The sequence below is a fragment of the Segatella copri genome (genome assembly GCF_949820605.1).
GTDB lineage: Bacteria > Bacteroidota > Bacteroidia > Bacteroidales > Bacteroidaceae > Prevotella.
In genome coordinates this window covers 2,287,198-2,300,000 of sequence record NZ_CATKVU010000006.1, presented here as the reverse complement: position 1 = coordinate 2,300,000, position 12,803 = coordinate 2,287,198, and the positions used below count along the sequence as shown (strand labels likewise).

Genomic DNA, 12,803 nt, shown 5'->3' with positions numbered 1-12,803 from the left:
CAGGTCAGTGCAACTATGCAGCTTCTAAGGCTGGTATGATTGCTTTGGCTAAGTCTATCGCTCAGGAGTTGGGTCCTAAGGGCGTACGTGCCAATGCTGTAGCTCCTGGTTTCATCGAGACTGCAATGACTGCACAGTTGCCTGAGGAAATCCGCAAGGACTGGATGAAGAAGATTCCATTGCGTCGTGGTGGTCAGACTGAGGATATCGCAAATGTTTGCCTCTTCCTCGCTTCCGACTTGTCTAGCTATGTTAGCGGTCAGGTTATTCAGATCGACGGTGGTATGAACATGTAATCTCTCGGCAATCGTTTTATTGATAAAACATGCAGGTAGTTTACGAAGACAACCATATAATCATAGTCTCTAAGAGAAGTGGCGAAATCGTGCAGGGCGACAAGACCGGCGACGAACCTCTCTCGGAGACTGTGAAACAGTACATCAAGGAGAAGTATCACAAGCCGGGAAATGTATTTCTCGGTGTGGTGCATCGCCTTGACCGTCCTGTTTCGGGTTTGGTCGTATTTGCCAAGACTTCTAAGGCATTGAGCCGTCTGAACAATATGTTCCGGGATGGCGAAGTTCACAAAACCTATTGGGCAATCGTGAAGAACATGCCAAAGGAACCTGAGGCTACGCTCACCCATTGGATAGTAAGAAATGAAAAGCAGAATAAGAGCTATGCTTACGACCATGAGGTGAAAAACTCGAAGAAAGCGATATTGAAGTATAAGGTGATAGGTCATACAGACCATTATACACTTCTGGAGGTGAATTTGATGACGGGTCGTCATCATCAGATAAGATGCCAGCTTGCCAAGATGGGATGTCCTATCAAGGGAGATCTGAAATACGGTTCTCCACGTAGCAATGCAGATGGCAGTATTTCTCTCCTTTCACACAGAGTAGAATTTGTTCATCCTGTGTCTAAAGAAACAATAGTAGCAGAGGCTCCGCTGCCGGATGATAATCTTTGGCGGGCTATTGCACCCTAACTCAAAAATCCATGCTTATGAAGAGGTATGCGAAATGGGCAGGAATCACGGTGTTGACTCCATTGGTGCTCATCTTGTTGTTATCCATTCTGCTTTATCTGCCACCTGTTCAGAATTGGGCGGTAAAGCAAGTGGCTGCTTATGCCTCAGAGTCGACGGGTATGGATATTTCGGTAAAGCAAGTACGCCTCGTCTTCCCTCTGAAACTGGGAGTGGAAGGCGTAAAGGTACTTCAGCCAATCGACTCACTCAAGAATTCCCCAAACTTGGCTTTAAGAAATAAGAGAGATACCGTTGCCGACATCCAGAAGATGGTGGTAGACGTACAATTGTTGCCTCTTTTCGAAAGTCAAGTCATGGTGGATGAACTCAATTTCACCCAGATGAAGGTGAATACCACTAATTTTATTCACGAAGCAAGAATCAAGGGCAATGTAGGTAATCTGCGCCTGAAGGCTCATGGCATTGACCTCGGTAAGGAGAAGGTGAGGGTGAATCATGCCCTGTTGGCTGATGCCCGACTCTCGGTAGAACTGAGCGATACGGTGCCGCCGGATACTACGCCTAGTACCAATTTCTGGAAGGTGAATATCGAAAAACTGAAACTGAAGAACACTGATTTCGTATTACACATGCCTGGAGATACTCTTCAGGTGAATGCTTATTTTGGAGATGCGGTGGCGCAGACTACCTATCTCGACCTTTATAAAGGACTTTATCAGATAGGTCATCTTGACTGGAAGAATGGCAAGGTGAACTATGACCAGAACTATATCCGTCCGGTATCGGGCATGGACTTTAACCATATCGCCCTGTCGGCCCTGACTTTAAAGGCAGACTCTTTCTATTATTGCGATTCGAAGATAGATGTCAAGATTCGTGAAGCTCAGTTTAAGGAGAAAAGCGGTTTGCAGGTAGACCAGTTCTATGGCAGATTCGTGATGGATTCCGTGAAACTGCAGTTGCCTGATATCTGTCTCCGTACCCCATACTCCCAATTGCAGGCAACGGTGGATATGGATATGAATGCCTTTGATGAGGTGAAACCTGGCAAGTTGATGGCACAGCTGAAGGGAGCTTTGGGCCGTTCAGACCTGTTCCTCTTTGCAGGCGATGCCTTCCCAGACGCCATGAAGAAGAAATGGCCATTCTATCCGATGAAGATAGAAGGATCGTTCAAGGGAAATATGCAGCAGGCATCTTTCTCGGGCTTGAAACTGTCGCTGCCTACAGCCTTCGAACTGAGTGCTGATGGAAAATTGGGTAACCTGACGGATATGAACCGTCTGAAGGCAAATGTAGATCTGAACGCCCGTACCTATCATCTGGATTTCATTACCGCCATGCTTGACCCTTCTCTGATGCAGGAGATACGTGTGCCTAGCGGTATCGGAATCCGTGGTAACATTCAGGCAGACGGCTCCAGATATGCTACCCGACTCGCCATTACCGAAGGTCGTGGCAGAATGAGGGTAGATGCCAAGATAGATGCGAAGACCCGGAAAGACGGCAGTATCGATATGAACCGTCTGGCTTATCAAGCTAAGATTCAGGCGCACAACATCCAGGCAAAGCATTTCCTGCCAAAACAGGATTTGCATTCTTTCACCGGCTCATTGCAGGCGAAGGGAGTGGGAACCGATTTTCTTTCTCCGCGTACCCGATTACAGGCTAAGGCACAGGTAAACCAGATTCAGTATGGCAAATACAAACTGGATCATGTATTGGCAGTGGCTCACGTTGCCAATGGAAAGGTGCATGCCGATATCGACAGCAAGAACCAGTATCTTACGGGGCTCGTCAGCCTTGATGCACTTACGAATTCCAAGAAACTGGAGGCTACCCTGGTGGCAGATGTCCGCGATGTGAATCTTTATTCGTTAGAGGTAACGAAGGCACCGATGCGCCTGTCGCTTTGCGGTCACATGGATATCAGGTCCGACCTGAAGGACAGTCATGACATCATGGTTTCGATGAGTGATATTACGGTTCGTACGGCAAAAAAGAATTACCGTCCGGTGGGTGTTGACGCTGATGTCTTTACCCGCAGAGATACTACGCACGCAGTCATCGATTGCGGCGACTTCCATCTCAACATGGATGTACACGGAGGCTATAAGCAGTTGATGAGCCGTTTTGCCGGATTGCAGAAAGAATTGGCTCATCAGCTTAGGAACCATCATATCGATCAGGTGAAGATTCGCAGTCAGTTCCCTTTCGGTCATGTTTATCTTACCACAGGAAAGGACAATTTCATTTCCCGTTTCATCGCTTACTGCGGTTATGATTTCAAGACGGTGGATATGAAGATGATCATGTCGCCTGTAACAGGTGTCAATGGTTATCTCAACATCGATTCACTGGTAGCGAGTGGCATGCAGTTGGATACGATCCGTGCCTTGGTGAAGACTGAGGGCGATACCATCCGCTATGCAGCACGTGTTCAGAACAACAAGCATAACCCTCAGTATGTGTTCCGGGCACAGGTAGAGGGCGAACTGCAGGAGAAGGGTTCCAATATCGATGCCCGCATCTATGATGCCAAAAACAGATTGGGTGTAAATGTGGGTCTGGAGGCGCTGTTGCTGGAAAACGGCGTGAAGATTTCGCTCATCGATACCCATCCTGTCCTGGGGTACAAAAAGTTTACTGCCAACGATGACAACTATCTGATGTTGGGCAATGACGACCGTGTTTCTGCCAATCTGATTCTGAAGGCAGCCAACGGTATGGGTATCCGTATATACAGCAATGATGAAAACGAAGAAGCGCTGCAGGATCTTACGGTGAGCATGAGCCAGTTTAATCTGGATAAAGTGCTCAGCGTGATTCCTTATACGCCTGACATCTCGGGTATTCTTGACGGCGACTTCCATATTATCCAGACCAAGGATGAACTCTCGGTTTCTTCTAATCTGAACATCGACAATATGGTTTACGAAAAGTGTCCGATGGGAGATGTCGGTACTGAATTCGTTTACATGCCAAAGAGCGATGGTTCTCATTATGTAGATGGTTCCCTCAATTATGAGGGTGAAGAAGTAGCTACCGTAAAGGGTACTTACAAGTCGGAAGGAAACGGTTATCTCGATGCCGAAGTGGGTATGGAGAAGTTGCCTCTGCATTTTGTCAACGGTTTTGTTCCTGACCAGATTATGGGTCTGAAGGGATATGGCGAAGGAAAACTGAGTTTGAAGGGAGCCTTGAGCCAGTTGGATGTAGAGGGCGAAGTATATCTGGATTCGGCTTATCTCGTCAGTGTGCCGTATGGCATCACGATGCGTTTTGCCAACGATCCTGTCCGTATCATAGGCAGCAAGTTGCTCTTCGAAAACTTCATGATGTATGCCAACAATGAGAGTCCGCTCAATATCCAGGGCAGTCTCGACTTTACGAATATAGAGAAGATGATGCTCGATATCCGGATGAGAGCACAGAACTTCCTGCTGATTGATGCCAAGGAGAATGCCCGTTCCGAGGCCTTCGGCAAGGCGTATGTCAACTTCTTTGGAGCGATGCGCGGACCGGTAAGCAATCTGAAGATGCAGGGTAAGCTGGATGTCCTCGGCAATACGGATATGACGTATGTGCTGAAAGAATCGGAACTGACTACTGATACGCAGCTCGATGAGCTGGTGAAGTTTACGAATTTCAAGAGTGGCAAGCCTGTCGTTGTCGAGCGTCCGGCACTGGAAGGATTGAACATGATGTTGGGCATGTCGATAGACGAGTCGGCTCATATCCTCTGTGCTTTGAATGCCGAGCAGACCAACTACATCGACCTGATGGGCGGTGGTAATCTGACGATGACTTACAATTCGGTTGATGGCATCGGCATCACGGGCAAGTATACCCTGAACAATGGCAAGATGAAATATTCGCTGCCTATCATTCCGCTCAAGACGTTTGATATCCAGGACGGCAGCTACATAGAGTTTAACGGCGATCCGTTCAACCCGACCCTGAACATCACGGCAACAGAGAATGTCAGGACAACGGTAAACGAGGGACAGGGAACCGGCCGCTCGGTGGATTTCATTTGTGGCGTAAAACTCTCGCAGACATTGAATAAGCCAGGCATCCAGTTTATCGTTTCCTCACCAAACGATGCCACCTTGCAGGATGAACTGAACACGATGAGTATTGAAGAGCGGGGTAAGATAGCCATTACGATGCTGGCTTCGGGCATGTATCTTGCCAACGGAAATACCAATTCGTTCTCCATGAACAGTGCCTTGACCTCATTCCTCAACTCAGAGATCAATAATATTGCAGGTTCAGCGATGCGTTCTGTGGGTGTGGATGTCGGTATGTCGGTAGATAACTCTACCAATGCAGCAGGTGCCATGCACACCGATTACAACTTTAAGTTTGCCAAGCGGTTCTTCAACAACCGCTTGAGTTTCAGTGTGGGCGGCAAGGTTTCTACCGGTGCAGAAATGGAGAATGCAGCCAACAATGATGATGTATTCTTCAACAATATCGAATTGCAGTACCGTCTCAACGAAGGTGCGAGCCAGTATATCCGTGCTTTCTACAACAACAATACCTACGATTGGCTCGAAGGTTTGATAGGTGAGTATGGTGTCGGTTTCAAATGGCAGAGAAAGTTGCAGCATTTCAAGGATATCTTCCGTTTCAAGACCGATAAGCAGCAGATTCCTGCAGCCCCAATGGAGAAGAATCCTGCGGTGAAGAAGCATACGAATGAAAAGAAGGATACGATGGAGAAAGCCAAAACAAAGGACTTTGACCCATTGAAACTTAACGAAAAGTAATGAGCGATATGAAACAGCAGAACAGGTTATACATTATTATATATGTGGCAGCATTGCTGATGTTGTCGGGGCAGCTCATAACGGGTTGCTCTTCAACCAGTGCGCTGAAAGAAGACGAGCAGCTGTTTACGGGGCTGGTACCTATCGAGTATAAGAACTACGAGAAGGGAGCTTATGCTGATTCTACCATCACCGAGATGGAGTATGCCCTGGCTTCGGCTCCGAACGGTGCCTTGTTCGGAAGCAGCTATTACCGCACACCGTTCCCTGTGCGCCTGTGGATATGGAATGCTTTCTCTCAGTCGGATGGAGCACTGGCTAAGTGGATAACCAAGGTATTCGGTTCCAAACCTAAGCTGATGGCGAATGTGAATCCGCAGCTCCGTGCCCAGGTAGCCGAGCATCAGCTCGATAAATATGGCTATTTTAACGGTAAGGTGACTTATGATGTGCTGACACAGAGCAATCCGAAGAAGGCGAAGGTTGCCTATCAGGTAGACTTCGGTCATCTCTGGACGCTTGATTCTATGGCTTATCTCAACTTCCCAGCCAAGAGCAAGCAGTTTATAGATGCTTCCATGAACAAGGCGCTCATACGGAAGGGGAGTCCTTTCAATGTCGCCAACATGGAATCGGAACGTCAGCGTATCACCCGTCTGTTCCGCAACAGGGGCTATTATTTCTATCAGAACAGTTATGCTTCTTATCTTGCCGATACCGTGAATGTGCCCGGCAAGGTGCAGTTGCGGCTGATGATGGCAGACAGCGTGGACGATAGGGCTACCCGCCAGTGGTATATCGGAAAGATTCATGTTAATTTCAGAAAGCAGTATATGGAGGAGTTGAAGGATTCCTTTGTGCGCAGCTATCTGAGTTTCCATTATAATGGAAGAAAGATGCCGATACGTCCGGGCATCGTTTTGCAGAGCCTGCGCCTGCGTCCCCGTGAACTGTATCGGGTACGTACCGAGGAGCGTGCCAAGACCGGACTTCAGGAGATGGGACTCTTCAGCTATTCCAGCATCCAGTTTACCCCCCGTTCGGTGCAAACCCTCGACAGTCTGGGCAATGTAGTATATCGTGATACCCTGGATGCCAATATCGACCTGGTATTCGACAAGCCATACGATTTCTATGTCGAGGCAAATGCCCGCGGCAAAACGACCGGTAGAGTAGGACCGGAGTTGGTAGTGGGTCTTACCAAGCGCAATGCTTTTCATGGAGGCGAGAAACTTACTGTCAACCTACATGGTTCGCATGAGTGGCAAACCGTCAGTCAGGCTGGTGGAGGTTCTACCCGCATCAATTCCTATGAATACGGATCGGATGTTTCCGTAGAGTTCCCTCGCATCATCACGCCTTGGAATATGTTCAGAACGATGGAGCAGAATGAGCGCAGATACCGTGCCGGGCATATGCCTACCAAATATCGGGGTGTGCCAACTACTACCATCAAGGCTTCGATGAATGTTCTGAACAGAGCCAGCTATTTCCGACGTCATGTGGCAGCGGGCGAGTTAACCTATGCGTGGTCTACCTCTTACCAGCATCAGCATTCTTTCAGTCCGCTGATTCTCTCTTATGAGTTTATGAACAGCCGCACAGCCGCTTTCGATAGCATCCTCGCCCTGCATCCTTATCTTCAGATATCGATGCGCGACCAGTTTGTGCCTAAGATGAGTTACACCTATACTTATCGCAGTCCGCGCCGTTACCGCCATCCTATCACCTGGTCAACCACCATCAGCGAGGCAGCCAATATCCTTTCGCTCGGTTACATGGCGGCCGGCAAGGGATGGAACGAGAAAGACAAGAAGATGTTCAAGAATCCGTTTGCTCAGTTCCTGAAACTGGAGACTGATTTCGTGAAATATTGGCGTATCACCCAGGATGGTACGCTGGTGGGACATGTCAATGCCGGCATTATCTGGAGTTATGGCAATGCCGAGAATGCTCCTTATTATGAGCAGTTCTATATCGGTGGTGCCAACAGTGTGCGTGCCTTTAATGTGAGAAGCATCGGGCCGGGCAGATACCAGCCTACCAACAGCAAGTATTCGTATATCGACCAGACGGGCGACATCAAGTTTCTGATGAATCTGGAATACCGTCAGAAGGTATGGGGCGATCTCTATGGAGCCCTTTTCCTGGATGCAGGTAATGTGTGGACCTTACGCAACCATGAGTACAGTCCGCTCGGCAAGTTTGATGTAGACAAGTTTTTCCGGCAGCTGGCGGTAGGCACCGGTGTCGGTGTGCGTTATGACATGGGTATGTTTGTGATACGTGTCGACTGGGGTATCGGTCTGCATGTTCCTTACGATACCGGCAAGAGTGGCATCTATAACATCCGTCGGTTTAAGGATGCTCAGAGTCTGCATTTCGCTGTGGGTTATCCTTTCTAGGTTTAGCCTGGGAGATGTGTCCGGAAATAAGTCTGATATGTGTTACAGATAGTGCATAAAAGGACAAAAATTGATATTAATCAAAAAAAAGTAGAAAAACGTGCGGTTAACTGCATTTTTTTTGTTACTTTTGCATCGTTATTTTTTTAATAACTATCAACTATTAATAAATAAAAGTATAGACAAAATGAAACCTACGTTATTGCTTCTGGCTGCCGGTATGGGTAGCCGTTATGGTGGTTTGAAACAGCTTGATGGTCTGGGTCCTAATGGTGAGACTATCATGGACTACAGCATCTATGATGCTATTCAGGCTGGTTTTGGAAAGATCGTATTCGTTATCCGCAAGGACTTCGAAGATCAGTTCCGTGAGAAGATTCTTTCAAAGTATGAGGGTCATATTCCTGCAGAACTTTGCTTCCAGGCATTGGATGATCTCCCTGAGGGATTCTCTGTACCAGAAGGTCGTGAGAAGCCATGGGGTACAAACCATGCTGTTCTGATGGCAAAGGATATCATCAAGGAACCTTTCTGCGTAATCAACTGCGATGACTTCTACAACCGCGATTGCTTCATGGTAATCGGCAAGTTCCTCTCTGAACTTCCAGAGGGCAGCAAGAACCGTTATGCCATGGTTGGTTTCCGTGTAGGTAATACCTTGAGTGAGAATGGTACCGTAGCTCGCGGCATCTGCTCTAAGGATGCTGATGAGAACCTTACTACCTGTGTAGAGCGTACCGAGATCATGCGTATCGACGGTAAGGTATCTTACAAGGACGAGCAGGGCGAGTGGGTTGCTGTTGGCGACAATACTCCTGTTTCCATGAACGTTTGGGGCTTCACACCTGATTACTTCCAGCATAGTGAGGAGTACTTCAAGGAGTTCTTGAGTGATCCTAAGAATATGGAAAATAAGAAGGCTGAGTTCTTCATCCCATTGATGGTCAACAAACTCATCAATGAGGGTACAGCTACCGTTAAGGTGCTCGATACTACCAGCAAGTGGTTTGGTGTAACTTATGCAGCCGACCGCCAGAGTGTTGTTGATAAGATCCAGCATCTTATCGATGAGGGTGTTTATCCTAACAAGCTCTTCTAATTTGATGTGATGGATATAAACATTAATATATTGACAGATCAGGAAGCCGCTATTCTCCGAGAGACGATAGCGGCTTCTCATCGTATTGTCGTTTGTGCACATAAGTCGCCAGACGGTGATGCCATCGGCTCTTCTTTGGGATGGGCTGGTTATCTTCGCTCTTTGGGTAAGAAAGTTGACATTTGTGTGCCGGATATGGTACCGGATTCTATTTCCTGGTTGCCTGGAGCTGCCGGTATCCTGCGATATGACAGACAGCCTGAACTGGTGCAGCGAGCTTTTGATGAAGCCGACCTGGTATGCTGTGTTGACTTTAGCAGCGAGGGACGTCTTGATGAGATGGATCATGTATTGTTGGGTTGCAAGACTCAGCGTGTCATCATCGACCACCATCTGGCTCCTAATCTTGAGGCTAAGCTGCTGGTTTCGCAGCCACATGCCAGCAGTGCCAGCGACCTGGTATTCCGTGTAGTCTGGCAGTTGGGAGGTTTCCCACAGATGGATCAGACCTGGGCTACCTGCATCTATTGCGGCATGATGACCGATACGGGCGGTTTCACCTATAATTCTACCCAGCCTTATATCTATTACATCATCTGCTTGCTGCTTACTAAGAACATCGACAAGGATAAGATTTACCGTAATGTCTTCAATAATGCCCGTATTCCGGCAGTCCGGTTCCGTGGCTATCTGATGAATGAAAAGCTGCAGGTAGTAGAGGGACTTCATGCCAGTTTCTATACCGTGACCCGTAAAGAGTTGAAGAAGTATGACTTTATCAAGGGTGACCTGGAAGGACTGGTTAACGTACCTCTTACCATCAAGGGACACAAACTCTCCATTTCTCTTCGTGAAGATACAGATATAGACAATCGCATATTGGTAAGTCTCCGTTCGGTAGACGATTTCCCATGCAATAAGATGGCAGCCGAGTTCTTCAATGGTGGCGGTCATCGCAATGCTTCTGGTGGCAAATTGCTTTGCAGCATACAGGAGGCAGAGCAGATAGCACTGAAGGCTATCCTGGCATACGCTGATATGCTGAAGTAACCGTTTTCTTCCTTAGAAATGACGAAAAAGACAGAAAACAACCCCGTTTTGAGGCAATAGGATGATAATAAGTGATAAATAATAATAAAATCAACCTATTCCTCTCGGTGTTGTCTTATCTTTTTTGTACCTTTGCCCAATAAATCAGATTTTAAAAAGAAGAATGAAGAAATTTTTGTTTGCAATGATTGCTTTCGCGGCTGTTTTATCGTTTGCCGCATGCAATGATAGTGAGACTTATAAGGATAAGCGCGACAGAGAGCTTGATTCTATCAGCTCCTTCTTGCGTAAGGAAAATATTAAGGTCATCTCTGAGGATGAGTTCACCAGACGTTGGAATGATAATCAAAGGTTGACAGATACAGCAAAGAACAACAACGAATGGGTACTTTTCAACAGTAACGGTATCTACATGCAGGTGATTGACCAGGGATGTGGCGACTATATCAAGAAGGGCGAAACGGCAGATGTGCTGGTCCGTTTTGATGAGTATAACCTTTCGTATGCTGCAGAAATGAGCAATAAGTGTCTCACGCTTTCAAACAATGTTCCTGCTTATTCCTATTATGTAGATAAGATGAGCGTTACCAATACTTCCGGTACTTTCACCGGTTCTTTCGTTAATCCTAAAGCCAGTCTGATGGCTCTTACCTATAATTCCAGCTATACTGGTATAAGTTCTACCGTACCTAGCGGTTGGCTCATCCCGTTCTCTTGGGTTAAGATAGGCAGACCAAAGACTGATGATGACCGCATCGCTCATGTCCGCCTGCTTGTACCTCATTCTTACGGTACCACATCGGCATCGGGCAGTGTGCAGGCATGTGTCTACGACATGACCCTGCAGAAAGGAAGATAAACATAAAAAGAGATATATTTATGACACTGATTAAGTCAATTTCTGGTATCCGCGGTACTATCGGCGGTCCAGCGGGCGATACTTTGAATCCGCTCGATATCGTAAAGTTCACTTCAGCATACGCTACCTTCATTCGCCGTAGCGGTGCTTCAGAGAGTAATACCATCGTTGTAGGCCGTGATGCACGCATCTCTGGCGAGATGGTAAAAAACGTGGTTTGTGGAACCCTCATGGGTATGGGCTACGATGTGTTGAACATCGGCCTGGCTACAACTCCTACCACCGAACTTGCTGTTACCATGAGTGGTGCAGCCGGCGGTATCATCATCACAGCTTCTCACAACCCACGCCAGTGGAATGCCCTCAAGCTCCTCAACGAGAAGGGTGAGTTCCTTACTGCAGCTAATGGTAACGAGGTGCTGGGTATTGCAGAGAAGGAAGACTTCGACTATGCGGATGTAGATCATCTCGGAAAATATACTGAAGACAATACCTTCAACAAGCGCCATATCGACTCAGTACTTGCTTTGAAGCTCGTTGATGTAGAGGCTATCAGAAATGCTCATTTCAAGGTTTGTGTAGATTCCATCAACTCTGTTGGTGGCGTTATTCTCCCTGAGTTGCTCGATGCGCTCGGTGTAGCATATACTTTCCTCAATGGTGAGCCTACAGGCGACTTCGCTCATAATCCGGAGCCATTGGAGAAGAACCTCGGTGGTATCATGGATGAGTTGAAGAAGGGTGGCTACGATATGGGTATCGTTGTAGACCCTGATGTTGACCGTCTGGCTTTCATCTGCGAAGATGGCAAGATGTTTGGCGAAGAGTATACCTTGGTAAGTGTGGCAGATTACGTGTTGAGCAAGACTCCAGGCAATACCGTCAGCAACCTTTCATCTACCCGTGCCCTCCGTGATGTTACAGAGAAGCATGGTGGCAAGTACACCGCAGCTGCTGTAGGCGAGGTGAATGTAACTACCAAGATGAAGGATGTTCACGCCGTTATCGGTGGTGAAGGAAATGGTGGAGTTATCTATCCAGAGAGCCATTACGGTCGTGATGCCCTCGTTGGTATCGCCCTCTTCCTGAGCAGTCTGGCTCACAAGGGCTGCAAGGTGAGCGAGCTCCGTGCCAGCTTCCCTAACTATTTCATCGCCAAGAACCGCATCGACCTGACTCCATCTACCGATGTAGATGCGATCCTCTTGAAGGTTAAGGAGATGTATGGTAAGGAGAAGGATGTCACCGTAACAGATATCGATGGCGTCAAGCTCGATTTCCCTGACAAGTGGGTTCACCTCCGCAAGAGTAATACCGAGCCTATCATCCGCGTATATAGCGAGGCCTCTACCATGGAGCAGGCTGATGAACTGGGCAAGAAACTCATGCAGGTGGTTTACGATATGCAGTAAGATACTGAATATAAAATCATAAAAAAGAGATGAAGCAAAATCAATAATACTTCATCTCTTTTTTTTGTGCGCCGATTTCCATCTGCAAAACTTCAGTAATTTGAAGAAAGATAGAGAAAGATTTGGCTTTCTCAGATAAAAATCGTATTTTTGTTGCAAAATTGCAGACAATGAGGCCTCTGAGCCTTTGTTGCAGTAATGAAAAA

At 47.3% G+C, this 12,803-nt stretch carries 8 protein-coding genes (1 of these 8 running past the window's edge); all 8 read left to right on the top strand.

Annotated features, from left to right (window positions below; genetic code table 11):
* Window positions 1-296, top strand: the 3' portion of a protein-coding gene (fabG, locus tag RCO84_RS10730) for a 3-oxoacyl-[acyl-carrier-protein] reductase (protein WP_317585074.1). Its footprint begins 463 nt before the window's first position; only the last 296 of its 759 coding nucleotides appear in the window; the start codon falls outside the window, past its left edge; its stop codon occupies window positions 294-296.
* A gap of 29 nt (window positions 297-325) precedes the next feature.
* Complete coding sequence (locus tag RCO84_RS10725; RefSeq protein WP_022120326.1) at window positions 326-994, top strand: RluA family pseudouridine synthase; 669 nt, start codon at window positions 326-328, stop codon at window positions 992-994.
* Window positions 995-1,011: 17 nt separating this feature from the next.
* Entirely contained in the window at window positions 1,012-5,772 is a 4,761-nt protein-coding gene (locus RCO84_RS10720) for a translocation/assembly module TamB domain-containing protein (protein WP_317585073.1), read from the top strand.
* Between the two features lie 8 nt (window positions 5,773-5,780).
* A complete protein-coding gene (gene tamL / locus RCO84_RS10715; RefSeq protein ID WP_445081698.1) occupies window positions 5,781-8,177 on the top strand; it encodes a translocation and assembly module lipoprotein TamL in 2,397 nt (798 codons plus the stop codon).
* Window positions 8,178-8,364: 187 nt separating this feature from the next.
* The gene (locus RCO84_RS10710) at window positions 8,365-9,276 is read left to right on the top strand and encodes a nucleotidyltransferase (protein ID WP_022120329.1); all 912 of its coding nucleotides are present in this window, start codon (window positions 8,365-8,367) and stop codon (window positions 9,274-9,276) included.
* A 15-nt stretch (window positions 9,277-9,291) separates the two neighbouring features.
* The gene (locus tag RCO84_RS10705; RefSeq protein WP_144154750.1) at window positions 9,292-10,326 is read left to right on the top strand and encodes a DHH family phosphoesterase; all 1,035 of its coding nucleotides are present in this window, start codon (window positions 9,292-9,294) and stop codon (window positions 10,324-10,326) included.
* Window positions 10,327-10,489: 163 nt separating this feature from the next.
* On the top strand, window positions 10,490-11,185 hold the full coding sequence (locus RCO84_RS10700) for a DUF4827 domain-containing protein (protein WP_144154736.1): 696 nt from the start codon (window positions 10,490-10,492) through the stop codon (window positions 11,183-11,185).
* A gap of 20 nt (window positions 11,186-11,205) precedes the next feature.
* Window positions 11,206-12,597, top strand: coding sequence for a phosphoglucosamine mutase (gene glmM / locus RCO84_RS10695; RefSeq protein WP_317585071.1), 1,392 nt, complete (start codon window positions 11,206-11,208; stop codon window positions 12,595-12,597).
* Window positions 12,598-12,803: the final 206 nt, after the last annotated feature.

Bases quoted from the DNA above. Each gene is read 5' to 3' on its own strand.
- RCO84_RS10725 (WP_022120326.1), top strand. From the start codon at position 326: ATGCAGGTAGTTTACGAAGACAACCATATAATCATAGTCTCTAAGAGA.
- glmM (WP_317585071.1), top strand. From the start codon at position 11,206: ATGACACTGATTAAGTCAATTTCTGGTATCCGCGGTACTATCGGCGGT.
- RCO84_RS10720 (WP_317585073.1), top strand. From the start codon at position 1,012: ATGAAGAGGTATGCGAAATGGGCAGGAATCACGGTGTTGACTCCATTG.
- RCO84_RS10710 (WP_022120329.1), top strand. From the start codon at position 8,365: ATGAAACCTACGTTATTGCTTCTGGCTGCCGGTATGGGTAGCCGTTAT.
- RCO84_RS10700 (WP_144154736.1), top strand. From the start codon at position 10,490: ATGAAGAAATTTTTGTTTGCAATGATTGCTTTCGCGGCTGTTTTATCG.
- tamL (WP_445081698.1), top strand. From the start codon at position 5,781: ATGAAACAGCAGAACAGGTTATACATTATTATATATGTGGCAGCATTG.